Below are 14,512 nucleotides of genomic sequence, written 5' to 3'. Positions count from 1 at the left end.
GAGACAGCGTGAGCACCTACCCCGACTACGTCACCCCCACCCTCACCCCTGACGGACACCCGCTCACCTTCTGCGCCCGCCCGCACCGGGGGACGTCGAACGAGTCCCTGCAGATCCCGGTCGTCCCCGGCACGGAGCTGTGCGCTGCCTGCCACGCGTCCCTCAAGCGGACCCTCATCGACGTGATGCTTGCGATCCCGCACGTGCAGCACGCGATCCTCGTGTCCCGCGGGGCGCGCGACAACGATCGCGTCTCGACGTCCGGGCACGGCGACGTCTCCGCCCTCTGGAACCCGACCGCGACGTCGGCGCTGCACGAGATCGCCGACTGGACGAGCTACATCGCCCGCGTCCTGATCACGCAGACCCCGTCGAGCATGGTCGGCGGGCCGCTGCACCTGATCTACGACGTCGGCTTCGGCGGCATGTACCTCGAACGCCAGCCCTCCACCCGCACCCTCCAGCAGACCGGCCGCGCCCTCGCGTATATCGCGCACCAGCACGCGACGTGGCTCACCCACTACCCGGGCCTCGGCCCCTCCTGGGTCACCGACGCCATCAACCTCCGCAACTACGCGCAGCGCGCCGAAGGCTCCGGAGGCGTCACCCGCGTCACCCTCCGCGGCGCGCACTGCGAGCACGAGGTGGCCGAGCTCGACGCCGACACGGTCCTCGTCTGCGACGGCCAGCTCGTCGGCATCATCACCGACCCCGACTCCGCACGCCCCTCCCGCATCATGTGCGCCGCCGACCCCTCCCACCGCCAGACCGCGCAACGCGACTGGCTCACCCTCCAGCCCGCCCGATAGGAGCCCGAAGTGACCATCCCGACCCCGCCCATCCAGCCAGCACAGCCCACCCCCACCAGCCGTGCCCTCCAGAAGCTCGCGACCGCAGTCGACCGCCTCGCCGCCGCCGAAGAGCAGACCGCGCGCCAGGCCCTCGCTGCGAACGCGCTCGCGATCATGCAGCAGGGAGCCAACGCCTACGCCGACGAAGACGTCGCCCTCGCCCGCACCCCGGACCACCTCACCTACATCGCGACCCGCAACCGCCTCCGCGAGATCATCCGCACCCACGTCCTCGCCGAGCAGGCCGCCTCGTGAGCGTCTACGTCGACAACTTCATGATCCCCGCGGACGTCCCCAACGGCGCCCGCACCGTCCGCGGCGTCTGGTGCCACATGACCGCCGACACCACCGAAGAGCTGCTCGCGATGGCCCGCAAGATCGGCCTCAAGGAGACCTGGATCCAGAAGCCCGGCACCTGGCAAGAGCACTTCGACGTCACCCTCCCGAAGCGGAAGAAGGCGATCGCCGCCGGCGCCATCGAGGTCAGCATGCTCGAGCACGTCCGCACCTTCCTCAACCCCGACGCATGGAACGCCCGACAGCAGGCCGCGGAAGCGGAAGCGAGACGCGCCGCCCTCGTCGCTCAGCACCTCGCGGAACTGCACGTGTGCGGCTACCGCGACATCGAGACACACGGTGACCTCGCCGTCGGCGTCGTCGTCCGTCTCGGCAACCACCAGTACACCGACGCCTACCGCTACGGATCCGGCACGATCGTCGCCCTCGTCCGCCACGAGGGCTCGCGCTGGGAGCAGAGCTACGGCAAGCCCGACGTCGAGCTCATCGTCGTCGCCGACCACGACCGCTACGACGGCGACAGCCGGATCATGCGCGTCGCCAACTACCACGTCGTCACCGGCGACTTCGCCACCAGACCCGCCACCACTGCTCCCGCCGAGACCCGATAGGACCCCATGCTTACCCCCGAAGAAGCATCCACCCTCCGAGCCCAGATCGTGGTCCTCGAGCACGCCCACATGGCCGTCCGCCGCGCCAAGACTCAGCCCGATCGCACCAGCGCACTCGACGTCCTCGCGCACCACGAGAAGGAGCTCGAGCAGACGATCATCAAGATGGAGACGCCCGCCGTCGTCCCGAACGCCTTTCCCCGCGACACGGAGATCAGCGAGCTCAAGGGCGAGACTCTCGAGCAGATCATCGACGAACTCCGCAAGTGCGGACTTTCCGACAAGGGCATCTGCGACGGCGGAGCAGCGGCTGCGATCGACCTCATCCGCAGCGGCCGCGTCCGCACCGCCGACGTCGCCGAGGTCATCGGCCTCACCGCCATCCGCTTCCGCGCCGACGTCCCCTCAGCCTTCAACGAGGACCCCGCCCCCGCGCGCGAGCAGACCCTCGACGAGATCACCGGCCCGCTCATCCCCCTCGAGATCTCGCCGGCCACCATCCACGTCATGAGCCCGACCGGCGAGAGGCTGCTCTCCTGGACCCCGGACGGCGCCTTCGACATGCCCGGCGCCCCGAAGGACGTCGCAGCCGCCATCCTCCGCTGGTACCAAGCACAGGGAGGCCGCATCGCGGAGAGATGGCAGACGGGCAGACACGGACACAGCTTCGACCAGGACCTCGCCAAAGCCCACCAAGCCGCCTCCGACGCTCTCCGCACCCTCAAGGCTGTAGAGACGGCGGAGGACTGGTTCTCCTACGAGGAGGCCCTGGAGATGCTCGAGTTCCACGGGGCGGACGCGGATCGGATCGACGCTGACGCTCGCAGGATCGCCGCCGCTCCGCCGTTGGGCACCGTAGAGACGGCGGAGGAGTGGAAGGAGCGAGTCTGGGCCGCGTGGAAGACGTACAGGGACCAGCCTGGAGAGTTGGGCACTCACTGGCAGGCGTTCCGGGCCGGATTCACGAAGGCATCGCCCGAGCCCGTCGCGCCCACCCGCGAGACCGGAGATCAGTCGTGATCGGACGCGCGGGCTGCCCCTTCTGCGAGCGGATCAGCCGTGAGGACTACGACCTGTCATGGCTGAATGCGGTGTCATTCGAGCCGCTGAACCCGGTCACGCCAGGGCACCGCCTGTTCGTGACGAGGACGCACCACTCGCCGCTCTCTGATCCGTTCGAGCGGATTCGGGATTGGAAGCCCGGTCAGGAGATGTACCCGGCAGGCGTCAAGGACGTGCTGCCGCTGCTGACGAACTGGCGGCACGTGAACCGGATCACCGAGCCGTACAACCTCATCCTCAACGCGGGCGCGGAGGCCTCCCAGACGATCGAGCATCTGCACCTCCACTACATCCCGCGCCGCGAAGGGGACGGGCTGATGCTGCCGTGGACATCGGCGCCCACCCCCGAGGAGGCCACCCGTGACTGAACCCGAGCACATCACCCGCCTCCGCACCGAACTCGCCCACGAGCGAGCCACCGCCAGCACAGCGTTCCTCGCCGTCGGCACCTCCACCATCGACAACGCCAGCGAAGCCGCCCGCGCCTACGAACGCGCCTACGACCGCTGCGCGGATGCAGAGCAGCGGCTCACCACCGCCCTCGCCGACCTGAACCCCGAACCCGAACCCCAGACCCAGACGGCGCTCGCCGTAGACGAGCCGATCCTGAACCCCGAGTGTCGAGACGGGAAGCACACCAACTGCCGTCTCGACGCCTGGGACAACGTCAAGGACGCGGAGACCGACTGCCAGTGCCCGTGCCATGGCGGTGATCGATGACCGAGCCCGAGCGCTGGATCCGCATTGACGCCGCGGCCGCCGGTCTTGGCTTGTCGGTGCGTCAGACCGAGCGGGTCGCCCGAGCCGACGGGTGGAAGAAGACAGGCGGACGCCCGGCCTTCTTCGCACTCAGCGACATCCGAGCCACGCACGCCCGCAGGAAGCGCGAACGGGAGCAGCAGGACGAAAGTGAGGGGACAGGCGAGCCTCGGCCGCGAGCGAGCGACAGGAGACTTCCCGTGAGCGCTTGACAACGCGCTCTACATGCATGACGATTCAAATCACTAGGTTCGGGGTGTTCGGCGCCCTAGACGCAGACTTGAAGGCCTCGCAGAGATGCGGGGCCTTCGTCGTTCCCGGCTCCGCTATGAGGGTGAGAGCCGGGACGCCGGCGCCGACGAAGCGCCGCCTCGAGGCGAGCATCGCGTGAGCGCGCACCATCGCGCCGCGGTGCTCGCCTCGCCATCTTCGGAGGAGCATCCCGTGAGCGCACAGACCTTGCAGGCGATCGAGGACGCGATCCTCGCCCACCACCGCGAGACCACCGACGCGGCCGAGAAGCCCGAGCGAGCCAATGCGGTCATCACTGCATGGGTCGTCAGCTACGAGATCTCGAACCTCGTCGATGTCGGCCCCGCTGACGGCGGCACAGTCGTCGGCTTCCACAACGAGTACATCACCTCCGACTCCTCGCCGAACATGCACGTCTCGCTCGCCGACTGGGCAGCAGGCAGGATCGCCACCGACGCCTTCGAGGACGACGACGACTGATGCGCGTCTGCTCCGTGAGCGGATGCCCCACCATCTACCCCGACGGCGAAGGCTCACGGTGCGCAACGCATCGACGCGAGGCCGACCGCCGGCGAGGCACCGCGCAGCAGCGCGGCTACACCAGCACCGAGCACCGCGTCGGCTTCCGCCGAGCCGTGCTCCGGCGCGACCCCATCTGCGTCCTCTGCGGCGCTGCCCTCTCCACCGTGGCCGACCATCACCCGCTGTCGCGACGTGAGCTCCTCGACCGCGGCCTCGATCCTGACGACCCGCAGCGCGGCCGCGGCCTGTGCAAGGGCTGCCACGACAGCTCCACTGCGGAGGCTCAGCCGGGCGGCTTTAACGCCGTCATCTGAGCCCGCCGGCACCGCCCAGCCCGCCCCAGTAGCGCGCGGATCGGCGCCCTGCCGCCAGCGACCTCGACCTCGAAGGTCTCCCAGACTCCTCTCAGCTTCGGCCGCGAGGGGGTGGGGGGGACCCCCTGGGCGGGGTCGCCGGACGGACCGCCGGGGATGGCTCTCTACCTCGTGGAGGGTTCAAACATCGCGGCGGGACCCCTCAGCGCAACGCTGGGTCGGTCCTGCAGCGTGCCGAACGAGCCGAGCGCAACGCTCGGCCCGGTCTGATGCGGCGCAACGCCGCGGAGGAGAAAAGGCCATGTCACGTGGAGGATCCCGCAACCGATCCGGTCCCCAAGCCGACCCGAACTCAGCCCGCTCCGAGCAGCGGGCGCTCACCTTCAAGCTCCTCCCGAGGAACGGCTTCAAGGGGCGCGTGCCGACGTTCCCGCTGCCAGATCCGACCGATCGAGAGAAGAAAGTGTGGCGCGAGCTGTGGCGGACACCGCAGGCCGCGATGTGGGACATCGAGCGCTGGAGGATGCACACCATCGGCCACTACTGCCGCTGGCTCGTCCGCTCCGAAGCGATGGACGCCCCCGCCGCGACCCTCGGCCAGGTCCACCGCCTCGCCGACCAGCTCGGCATCACCCCGGCCGGCATGAAGGAGAACGGCTGGCGCATCGCCACCGACGAGCTCGCCGGAAAGCGCGGCGAGGACGAGGACGGCGCCGACGCGGCGCCCGAGCCGCAGCTGCCCCGTGAGCAGCCCGGCGAGCGGCGCCTCCGCGCGGTGACCGCGTGAGCGATGACCAGGCGATGGTCGTCGACTTCCCGACCCTCGGCGACATCCAGGACGCCTGGCTCGCCCAGCACGCCCGCGTGCCCAACGGCTTCGCCCGCGGCCGCCGCTTCGTGCAGGCCGACTGGCAGTTCTGGGCCCTCGCGAACCACTACCGCGTCCGCCCGGACGCTCAGTGGATCCCCGAGAACCCGCTCCTCAACCAAGCGTTCGTCTACCGCCGCTCGCAGATCGTCGGACCCCAGAAGATCGGCAAGGGCCCCTGGGCCGCCGGCGTCGTCGCGATCGAAGGCGTCGGCCCGTCCCTCTTCGGAGGCTGGGCCGGCAAGGACGACGGCTACTCGTGCTCCGACTGGGGCTGCGGATGCGGATGGGAGTACGCCTACAACGAAGGCGAGCCGATGGGCATCCGCCACCCCTCGCCGCTTATCCAGCTCACCGCGATCTCCGAGGACCAGGTGCGGAACACCTACGCGCCCCTCGTCGCGATGATCAAGATGGGGCCGCTGTCGGACCTGCTCTTCGTCCGGCAGAACTTCATCCGCGTCGCCGGCGCCACGGGCGACGACGAGCTCGACCGCATCGACAAGGTCACCTCCTCGGCTCTGTCCCGCCTTGGCAACCCGATCACGTTCGCGATGCAGGACGAGAGCGGCAAGGCGACGACCTCGAACAAGATGGTCGACGTCTACGAGACGCAGCGACGCGGCGCCGCCGGCATGGGCGGACGCACGATGGAGACCACGAACACGTGGGACCCCGCCGAGAACTCGGTTGCACAGCGCACGCACGAGTCGGCCTCGACGGACATCTTCAAGTTCTGGCGGAAGCCGCCGGCGAACCTCTCCTACCGCAACGCGCGCGAGCGTCGCCGGATCCACGCGATCGTCTACGACGGCTCGCCGTGGGTGAACCTCGACTCCATCGAGGCGGAGGCTGCCGAGCTGCTCGAGAAGGACCCCGCCCAGGCGGAGCGCTTCTTCGGCAACCGCATCGTCGCGGGCTCCGGCGCCTGGTTCGACATGGCCCGCTGGGAGGCGAAGAAGGCGCCCGCGATCGTCGCACCTCGCACCCGCGTGTGCCTCGGCTTCGACGGATCCGAAAACAACGACCACTCCGGCATCCGCCTCGAGACCCTCGACGGCTACCAGTTCACCCCCACCTACGGCGCCGCCCAGCACCGCACCTACTGGCGACCAGAGGACTGGGGCGGCCGCATCCCACGCGCCGAGGTGAACGCCGCCGTCGACGAGCTCGCGAGCCGCTACCAGATCGTCCGCGCCTACTGCGACGTCCGCTACTGGGAGACCGAGATCGACCACTGGGCTTCCCAGCACGGCGCCGAGGTCTTCATCAAGTGGCGCACCGAGCGGCCGATCCCGATGCACGAAGCGCTCGAGCGATTCCGCACCGACTTCTACAACCCGGAGTCGGACGTCACCCACGACGGCGACACCGACATGGCCGTGCACCTCGCGAACGCCATCGTCCGCTCCCGCGGCCTCGACAAAATCACCGGCATGCAGAGGTACATCCTCGGCAAGCCGACCGAGCACCAGAAGATCGACCTCGCCCAGTCCGGCGTCCTCGCGCACGAAGCCGCGATGGACGCGATCGCCGCCGGCAGCACGACCGCGGAAGAGAAGATCTCGACCGTGATGTACGGCTTCAACTAGGAGGCACCCGTGGAACCAACCGAGCTCGCGCGCGAGCGGCTCGCCCGCCAGCGCCTCATCAACGGTGAGCAGAAGATCACGGCCAAGGCCCCCGCGGTGAAGACGCGCGAGGAGTACGTCCGCGGCGAGCAGAAGCTGCCCTACGCACCCCCCGGCATCACCGAGGAGTACCAAGAGCTGCGGTCCCAGTCGGTCGCCAACTGGATGGACATCGCCGTCAACGCGCCCATCCAGCGACTGCGCCTCGACTCCTTCCGCACCAACCTCGGGGAGGAGGCCGACAAGAAGATCTGGGTCGGCGCGTGGCAGGCGAACAAAATGGACACCCGCCAGTCGCTCATCTACCAGTCGATGATGATGCACGGCCGTGGCGTCGCCTCCTGCTGGCCGAACGCGAAGAACAAGGCTCGCCCGATCGTCCGACCCGAGGCGTACGACCTGCTGCACGTCGAGATGGACCCAGACGACCCGTTCACCCCGCTCTACGTCGTCAAGCTCTTCCAGATCGAGGAGTTCTCCGAGGCATCCAACGCACTCATCCTCCCTGGCGGCGCGCGCACGCAGAAGACGGTCGGCATCGTCTACGACGACACCCACGTCATCCGCTTCGAGAAGGGCGGCCGCGGCGGCGGCAACGAGTGGCAGGTCACCCTGCACGTCTCGCATCCGATGAAGGCCGTGCCGTTCGCGCTCTACGACTACAAGCCCGACTCGAAGGGCCAGCCGTGGTCCGCGATCGACCAGCTCATCCCGCAGCAAGACGCGATGAACACCATCCGGTTCAACACGCTCCTCGCCATGCAGTTCTCCGCTCACCGGCAGAAGATCGTCACCGGCTTCGACCCGCGCGCCACCGACAAGGACGGCAACTTCCTCTACCAGAAGAACGCCGACGGCACCCCCAAGGTCGACGCGAACGGGAACGCCATCCCGATCCTCAACACCCCGGGCCGCGCCTCCGTCGACCGAATGCTCGCCTTCCCCGGCGGGCAGACGAAAGTGTTCGACCTCCAGGAGTCCGACCTCGAGAACTACGTCGCCGTCTACAGCGAGTTCCTGTCCAACTTCTTCGCGATCGGGCAGATCCCGCCGCAGTACCAGCTCTCGAAGATGGCGAACCTCTCCGGCGACGCGCTCACCGGCGCGGAGTCCACGCTCGCCTCCCTCGTGAAGGGCCTGCAGCTGGCCGCCGGCGAAGGCAACGAATCCCTCGCCGAGCTCGCCTGGTATGCGATGGGCGAGACCCAGGAGTTCCTCCCCGACTCCGAATCGCTCTGGGCCGACGCCGAGGCGCGCTCCTTCGCCCAGATCGTCGACGCGATCACGAAGCTCATCTCCGTCGACTTCCCCAAGCGCGCCGCCTGGGAGATGATCCCCGGCGCGACCAAGACGAAGGTCGACCGCTGGATCGACCTCGCCGAGGACGAGGTGTTCGCGAACCGCATGGCGATGATCACCCGCGACTTCACCGACACCACCGGCGCGGCCGGCACCCCAGGGGAGGTCACCGATGGCGCTCCCACCGGCGGCGATCGCGCACTACCAGCGACAGCAGGAGGTGACGGCGCGGGCAACGCGTGAGCTCGACAGCCTCTGGGCGACGATGACCGACGACCTCGACTACTCCTGGTCACGCATCGGCCCCGAGATGTTCCTCGCCCTGCTCGCCGCGCAGGACGCGGCCGCCGCCACCGGCCTCGCCTACGTCCCCGCCGTGCTCGAGCAGCTCGACCAGAGCGTCCCGCCGCTCGCGCCCGTCAACGGCCGCCGCTTCTCCGGAGGCATGCGCGACGGCCGGCCGATCGAGACCGCGCTGCACGGCGCCGTCTGGACGACCAAGGCGAAGATCAAGCAGGGCTTCGACGTCGCCGGCGCCCTGCTCACCGCCCGCGACTACCTCAACGACGTCACCCACGACGCCATCACCGCCGCCAACCGGGGCGCGGTCGCCGCCGGCATCACAGTCCGCCCCGAGCTCGGCTACGTCCGCATGCTCAACCCACCCTCGTGCAAGTTCTGCATCACCCTCGCCGGCAAGTACTTTCGCTGGAACGAAGGCTTCCAGGCGCATCCGAGCTGCGACTGCCGCCACGTCCCCTCGCGCGAGAACGTCTCAGGCGACCTCCGCACCGACCCCTACGCCTACTTCCACGGACTCGACACCCGCGACCAGGACCGCCTCTTCGGCAAGCAGGACGCGCAGGCGCTGCGCGACGGAGGCGACATCTACCGCATCGTCAACACCCGCAGCCGCGGCCTCGCCGACGACGCGCTCAAGAACACCCCCGGCCGGAACCGCGGATGGCAGTCACGTCGATGGGACAGCCCGTCGAAGATGACCATCGACGACATCTACCGCAGCGCCCGCACCCGCGACGAAGCGATCGCGCTCATGGGCGACAACGGCTTCATCACCGGCGAGCAGACCGCCGGCGGCAACCTCAAGGGCAACAGCGGCTACGGCTACGCCGGCCAGCTCGGCCGCGGCGGCGCACGCAAGGGCGCGACCCTCGCCTACAAGAAGGCCGTCGCCACCGGCAAGCGAGACCTCCTCGAACCCGCCACGCAGACCGCCGCCGAGCGACGCCTGCACTCCGCCGTCCTCGGCATGCGCGCCGTCCGCGAGAACCGCAACCCGTACGGCACCAGCGAGCTCACCCCCACCCTCCGCGCCTTCGCGACCCGCGAATACGAGCGCGAGATCGACAAGCTCTCCCGACCAGGGACCCCCGACTCCGTGAAGGCGCTCGCGCGCCTCCTCGGCCTGCAGTAACCCCACGGCACGCAAGGTGCCCCTCACCGTCTCGCAAGGAGATACCCGTGACCATGACCACCAGCCCCTTCACCCGCCTCCCGCACCACCTCGACCCCTTCGGTCTCATCGCTGGCCCCCCTCTCCACCGCCACCCCCGCCTCCGGTTCATTACCGACGGCGGCGACGGCGCCGGCGCCGGCGGCGACGGGGCCGGGAGCGGCACCGGAGACGGCGCCGGCGCAGGCAGCGGAGACGGCACCGGGGACGAGCAGCTCGGCCCCGCTGGCGTCCAGGCCTACGAACGCACCAAGAACGAGCTCCGCGGCAAGAAGGCCGAGCTGCGCGCCTACGCCGACCTCGGACTCACGCCGGACGAGATCAAGGCGCTCGTCGCCGAGAAGAACGCCGGCAAGCAGCCCGACGAGGAGACCATCCGCAAGACCGCCGAACGCGACGCGCAACGCGCCGCCGACGCGCGCCTGCACGGCCGCCTCCGCACCGCCGAGGTTCGCACCCAGGCCGCCGAGCTCGGCTTCAACAACCCGCTCGACGCGCTCGCGCTGCTCCCCACCGCCGACCTCGAGAAGATCGACGTCGCCGACGGCGACATCGTCGACTCGGACGCGGTCAAGAAGCTCCTCACCACTCTCGCCACTGACCGCCCCTACCTGCTCAAGGACCCCACGGCGACCGTCGACTTCCGTCAGGTCGGTATCGGTGGCGCGGGTAGCGGACCCGCCAAGCGGGAGGTCGGCGCCGGCCTGCCTCGCCTGCGCCAGGCGTACGAGAGCACCTCCAAGAAGTAGACCCGCTCCACGCACGTCGCGCCGGAGCTCCCAACCCCAGAAAGGACTACAGCTCATGGCTGTGACTCTCCCTCAGGCCGCTCTCCTCTCCGAGACGGACCTCCAGCGCGGCGTCATCGAGACGTTCGTGCAGACCTCGTCGATCCTCGACCGCATCCCCTTCATGCCGATCGAGGGCAACGCCTACGCCTACAACGAGGAGGCCACCCTCCCCGGCGTCGCCTTCCGTTCGGTGAACGAGGCCTACGTCGAGTCGACCGGCACCGTGAACCAGCGCTCCGAGTCGCTGGTCATCCTCGGTGGCGACGCCGACGTCGACCGGTTCATCGTGAAGACCCGCGGCAACCTGAACGACCAGCGCGCCACGCAGACCGCGATGAAGGTGAAGGCCGCGTCCTACAAGTTCCAGGACACCTTCTTCAACGGCGACGTCACAGTCGACCCCAAGGGCTTCGACGGCCTCAAGAAGCGCCTCATCGGCAACCAGGTCATCGACGCCGCCACCAACGGCCTCGGCCCGGTCACCGCCGGCCACGACTTCTTCGACGCCCTCGACGCGCTCATCGCGCAGGTCAACGGCGACGTGGACGTCCTCTACGCGAACAAGAGCGTCATCGCGAAGATCAAGTCCTCCGGCCGGCGCCTCGGCGGCACCGAGTACTTCAACGAGGAGCTCACGAGCAAGCGCGTCCTCACCTACAACGGGATCCCGCTGCTCGACCCCGGCACCACCGCCACCGGCGGCGATGTCCTCCCGCGGACCGAGACCGCCGGCACCGCCACGAACGCCTCCTCGATCTACGCCGTTCGCTTCGGCCAGGACGAGGGCGACCAGGCCGTCACCGGACTCACGAACGGTGGTGTCGACGTCTACGACATCGGAGAGCTGCAGGAGAAGCCCGCCTACCGCACCCGGATCGAGTTCTACACCGGCCTCGCCGTCTTCGGCGGCAAGGCAGCAGCGCGCCTGCGCGGCGTGCTCGCGAACTGACCCGGCCCTCCACCACCCCACTCCCTCCCCAGCCCTCTCTCGAGAGAACAGGACACCTCGCATGACCACCTCCCGCAGCAAGACCACCGAGGCGGAGACCCCCGCCTCGACCACGCTCGACGCCGACAACACCGCGCCCTCCGTCACCGCTCCCGGCGACGGCCCCGCGGACACCACCGACCCCACGGAGGAGGCCTCCTCGATCACCCCCGCCCCCGGGCCCGAGGCGGTCGCCGTCGGCACCGTCAACGCGGTCCAGCCGATCCCCGCGCCCGAGAAGCCCGCCGAGCCCAAGGGCAAGGCGCGCATCGAGAAGTACGAGCAGACCGGACCCGACGGGAAGCTCGTGAAGCTCGAGCGGAACATCGACACCGGCGCCACGAAGGTCATCAAGTAGCAGGAGAGGAGGGGCTGCCCATGGACAACCCCGCTGACATCGAAGACGTCAAGGACCGCATCGAGCGGCCCCTCCTCCCCGAAGAGATCCGCGCCGCGACGAAGCTCGTCGAGGACGCCTGGGGAATCCTGCACGACGAGATCCCCGCGCTCGAGCATCGCCTCGCCATGACCGGAGACGCACCCGCTCGGCTGAAGCCGGACAGCATCAAGCGCACCATCGGCCACATGGTCGCCCGCGTCGTCCGCAACTTCGAGGGCCTGCGCTCCTGGGGCGAGGACACCTACCAGGAGACCATCGACGCGGTCCTCTCCAGCGGCCAGCTCTACCTCACCGACGTCGAACGCAACCGCCTCGCACCCCGTGTCGAGGTCCCGGCATCCGGCGTCTACTCGCTCCCGCTCACTGGCGCCTGATGGCCTCCGAGATCCAGCGCGCCAAGATGCGCCGTCGCGCCCAGAAGCGCTTCACGGAGACCGTCACCATCGGGACCCGCGCCGAGACCCAGGGCGCGAACCTGCAGACCGTCGTCACCATCGGCGCGCCCGTCTACGCAGGTCCCGCGAAGCTGAAGTGGAACAGCAGCGCCGTCTCCGACCGCATCGTCGCCAGCCAGACCGTGTCCGAGCGCGTCGGCGTGCTCGAGCTGCCGATCGGCACGATGACCGTGCACGAGGGTCTCGCCCTCGAATGCACCGCCTCGGTCGCTGACTTGGGCCTTGTGGGACGCGTCTTCCGCATCGGCGGTCAACCGCAGGGCGGCGAGACCGCGGCGCTGCGCTTCCCGATCACGGAACAGTCCTCGTGACCGACGGCATCAGCTACGACTTCTCCGAGATGTACCGCCTCGCCGCGGACCTCACCGAAGCCGGGCACATCAGCCGACGCGAGCTGCGCCGCTCGATGCAGCAGACGCTCATGGAGACCAAGAAGTTCTGGAACGCCGACGCCAAGCGCTCCTTCCCGAAGAAGATCGCCGGCCGCTACGCCGCGACCATCGACTACTCCCTCCGCAGCTACGGCGCCTTCGGGCAAGGCGTGTACGAGGGCGAAGTCGGGCCCGACCTCTTCCGCTACGGCGGGCTCACCGGCAAGGGCGGACTGGTGCCCTCCCTCGGCATCCTCGAGGACGCCGTCGGCGGCGTCCGCGGCCGCGCGCGCGGATCCATCGACCGCGCAGCCGCCTTCGCCTCCGCCGAGCTCCCCGTCCGCATGGAGCTCGCCGTCGAGGAGAGCATGAAGAAGAAGGGGCTCTGATGATCGCCGAGCACTACACCGCCAGCGTCGCCCTCGTCGAGGAAGACCCCGACCTCGTCGGTCGCATCCACCCCTCAGCGCTCGTCACAAGCGACGGGAAGCTCCGGCGGGATCAGTACGTCATCGCATACCCCACGCCGCCCGAGGAGCTCAATGACGAGCGCAACACCTCGGTGCAGCGAGTCGACTCCAAGGCGACCTTCCACCAGGAGTTTCGCGCCGTCTCCGTCTCAGCGCTCGGCTGCGCCGAGCTCGTCGACCGACTCCTCGTCCGCCTCATCAAGGCGACTCCCGTCGTAGAGGGACGGCGATGCAGCCCGATGCAGCTCGTGAGCGTCTCCCGCGTTCTCCCGGACCTCGAGGTCGTTCCGCCGCTCTACTACTGCGACATCACCCTCATGTTCATCTCCCAGAGGAGCACCGCGTGACCGACTTCTTCCGCGTGCGTTCCTCCACCGGGCCCCGCCACGAGTTCGACGCTCCCGCGTCCGACGTCCGTGCGCGCCCCTCCGCATACGTCGTGCTCGACGAGACGCCCGTGCCGCGGCCCCGTCCGCCGAAGTACGTCATCCGGCCCGCGCGATCGCGGCGTCGGCCCAAGTCCGTGGGCACCACAACCGAAGGAGATGCCTGATGGCAGATATCGAGATCCCCGAGGGCGTCCTTTCCGACGACAACGTCCTCATCCTGTTCGTCCCCGGAGGGCTCGCTGACCGCAGCGCCCCCACCGTCGCCGAGCTCACCGCCGCCACCGTGATCGCGATCACGTACGGCATCGGCGACGGGGAGTACAACCACGTCTACAACGACGCCCCGCTCACCAGCAACCGCCTCGGCCTCGGCCAGACCGTCCAGTACGACAGCCCCGAGGATCACACCCTCGAGATCTCGTACGTCTACACCAACCGCGACAACGACACCCTCCGCCTCGCGCTCCCGTTCGGCGCCGTCGGCGACATCGTCGAGCGCTGGGCGATCCCCAACGAGGACGAGATCGTCGCCGAGCAGCTCGTCGACGTTCTCCCGATCCGCGCCGGCCGCCAGCGCAAGGTGATGCCCACCCGCAACACCGAGCTCAAGCGCATCCAGCGCCTCAACATCCGAGGCAAGGTCGCGACCGACGTCGCGGTCGTCGCCTGACCTCGGATCACTCCAACCCCTGGCGGGCGTACAACCGC

21 protein-coding genes are annotated in these 14,512 nt (G+C 69.2%); 20 read left to right on the top strand and 1 reads right to left on the bottom strand.

Annotation, left to right across the window (positions count from 1 at the left end; all coding sequences use genetic code 11):
• Positions 1-8 precede the first annotated feature (8 nt).
• The 7 genes from GRS96_RS12470 (at position 9) to GRS96_RS12440 (ending at position 4,312) form a co-directional block, all read left to right on the top strand.
• Complete coding sequence (locus GRS96_RS12470) at positions 9-809, top strand: hypothetical protein (RefSeq protein ID WP_159988615.1); 801 nt, start codon at positions 9-11, stop codon at positions 807-809.
• Positions 810-818: 9 nt separating this feature from the next.
• Complete coding sequence (locus tag GRS96_RS12465; RefSeq protein WP_159988614.1) at positions 819-1,106, top strand: hypothetical protein; 288 nt, start codon at positions 819-821, stop codon at positions 1,104-1,106.
• Positions 1,103-1,759 carry a DUF4031 domain-containing protein gene (locus GRS96_RS20495; protein WP_204162081.1) on the top strand — a complete coding sequence of 219 codons (657 nt, stop codon included), beginning with the start codon at positions 1,103-1,105 and terminating at the stop codon, positions 1,757-1,759. The genes GRS96_RS12465 and GRS96_RS20495 overlap by 4 nt, the downstream gene beginning before the upstream one ends.
• A gap of 6 nt (positions 1,760-1,765) precedes the next feature.
• Positions 1,766-2,779 (top strand): hypothetical protein, encoded by a 1,014-nt coding sequence (locus GRS96_RS12455; protein ID WP_159988613.1) that lies wholly within the window; start codon positions 1,766-1,768, stop codon positions 2,777-2,779.
• Entirely contained in the window at positions 2,776-3,189 is a 414-nt protein-coding gene (locus GRS96_RS12450) for an HIT family protein (RefSeq protein ID WP_159988612.1), read from the top strand. The genes GRS96_RS12455 and GRS96_RS12450 overlap by 4 nt, the downstream gene beginning before the upstream one ends.
• Positions 3,182-3,541 (top strand): hypothetical protein, encoded by a 360-nt coding sequence (locus GRS96_RS12445; protein ID WP_159988611.1) that lies wholly within the window; start codon positions 3,182-3,184, stop codon positions 3,539-3,541. The genes GRS96_RS12450 and GRS96_RS12445 overlap by 8 nt, the downstream gene beginning before the upstream one ends.
• 483 nt (positions 3,542-4,024) lie before the next feature.
• Positions 4,025-4,312, top strand: coding sequence for a hypothetical protein (locus GRS96_RS12440; protein ID WP_159988610.1), 288 nt, complete (start codon positions 4,025-4,027; stop codon positions 4,310-4,312).
• A 53-nt stretch (positions 4,313-4,365) separates the two neighbouring features.
• Here GRS96_RS12440 and GRS96_RS12435 read toward each other — a convergent pair whose 3' ends face one another.
• The gene (locus GRS96_RS12435; RefSeq protein ID WP_159988609.1) at positions 4,366-4,617 is read right to left on the bottom strand and encodes a hypothetical protein; all 252 of its coding nucleotides are present in this window, start codon (positions 4,615-4,617) and stop codon (positions 4,366-4,368) included.
• A gap of 352 nt (positions 4,618-4,969) precedes the next feature.
• On the opposite strand from GRS96_RS12435, the gene GRS96_RS12430 reads away from it, so the two are divergent.
• From GRS96_RS12430 to GRS96_RS12370, 13 genes are all read left to right on the top strand, one after another.
• Positions 4,970-5,455: a hypothetical protein gene (locus GRS96_RS12430; RefSeq protein ID WP_159988608.1), complete on the top strand. Its 486-nt coding sequence runs from the start codon at positions 4,970-4,972 to the stop codon at positions 5,453-5,455.
• Positions 5,452-7,128: a hypothetical protein gene (locus GRS96_RS12425; RefSeq protein WP_204162080.1), complete on the top strand. Its 1,677-nt coding sequence runs from the start codon at positions 5,452-5,454 to the stop codon at positions 7,126-7,128. The genes GRS96_RS12430 and GRS96_RS12425 overlap by 4 nt, the downstream gene beginning before the upstream one ends.
• A 9-nt stretch (positions 7,129-7,137) precedes the next feature.
• Positions 7,138-8,709: a phage portal protein gene (locus GRS96_RS12420; RefSeq protein ID WP_159988607.1), complete on the top strand. Its 1,572-nt coding sequence runs from the start codon at positions 7,138-7,140 to the stop codon at positions 8,707-8,709.
• Positions 8,639-9,901, top strand: coding sequence for a VG15 protein (locus tag GRS96_RS12415; protein WP_159988606.1), 1,263 nt, complete (start codon positions 8,639-8,641; stop codon positions 9,899-9,901). The genes GRS96_RS12420 and GRS96_RS12415 overlap by 71 nt, the downstream gene beginning before the upstream one ends.
• A 47-nt stretch (positions 9,902-9,948) precedes the next feature.
• Positions 9,949-10,689 (top strand): hypothetical protein, encoded by a 741-nt coding sequence (locus tag GRS96_RS12410; RefSeq protein ID WP_159988605.1) that lies wholly within the window; start codon positions 9,949-9,951, stop codon positions 10,687-10,689.
• A gap of 55 nt (positions 10,690-10,744) precedes the next feature.
• On the top strand, positions 10,745-11,680 hold the full coding sequence (locus GRS96_RS12405) for a major capsid protein (protein ID WP_159988604.1): 936 nt from the start codon (positions 10,745-10,747) through the stop codon (positions 11,678-11,680).
• 61 nt (positions 11,681-11,741) lie between these two features.
• On the top strand, positions 11,742-12,077 hold the full coding sequence (locus GRS96_RS12400; protein ID WP_159988603.1) for a hypothetical protein: 336 nt from the start codon (positions 11,742-11,744) through the stop codon (positions 12,075-12,077).
• A 20-nt stretch (positions 12,078-12,097) separates the two neighbouring features.
• Complete coding sequence (locus GRS96_RS12395; RefSeq protein WP_159988602.1) at positions 12,098-12,493, top strand: Gp19/Gp15/Gp42 family protein; 396 nt, start codon at positions 12,098-12,100, stop codon at positions 12,491-12,493.
• On the top strand, positions 12,493-12,885 hold the full coding sequence (locus tag GRS96_RS12390) for a DUF6093 family protein (protein ID WP_159988601.1): 393 nt from the start codon (positions 12,493-12,495) through the stop codon (positions 12,883-12,885). The genes GRS96_RS12395 and GRS96_RS12390 overlap by 1 nt, the downstream gene beginning before the upstream one ends.
• Positions 12,882-13,334 (top strand): hypothetical protein, encoded by a 453-nt coding sequence (locus tag GRS96_RS12385; RefSeq protein WP_159988600.1) that lies wholly within the window; start codon positions 12,882-12,884, stop codon positions 13,332-13,334. The genes GRS96_RS12390 and GRS96_RS12385 overlap by 4 nt, the downstream gene beginning before the upstream one ends.
• Entirely contained in the window at positions 13,334-13,762 is a 429-nt protein-coding gene (locus GRS96_RS12380) for a hypothetical protein (protein ID WP_159988599.1), read from the top strand. Before GRS96_RS12385 ends, GRS96_RS12380 begins: the two co-directional genes overlap by 1 nt.
• Positions 13,759-13,968 carry a hypothetical protein gene (locus GRS96_RS12375; protein ID WP_159988598.1) on the top strand — a complete coding sequence of 70 codons (210 nt, stop codon included), beginning with the start codon at positions 13,759-13,761 and terminating at the stop codon, positions 13,966-13,968. Before GRS96_RS12380 ends, GRS96_RS12375 begins: the two co-directional genes overlap by 4 nt.
• Positions 13,968-14,474: a phage tail tube protein gene (locus tag GRS96_RS12370; protein ID WP_159988597.1), complete on the top strand. Its 507-nt coding sequence runs from the start codon at positions 13,968-13,970 to the stop codon at positions 14,472-14,474. The genes GRS96_RS12375 and GRS96_RS12370 overlap by 1 nt, the downstream gene beginning before the upstream one ends.
• Positions 14,475-14,512 lie beyond the last annotated feature (38 nt).

The sequence above is a fragment of the Rathayibacter sp. VKM Ac-2803 genome, from assembly GCF_009807175.1.
Classification (GTDB): Bacteria; Actinomycetota; Actinomycetes; order Actinomycetales; family Microbacteriaceae; genus Rathayibacter.
The sequence above is the reverse complement of the archived record's forward strand: the minus strand, read 5'-3'. Positions and strand labels throughout refer to the sequence as shown.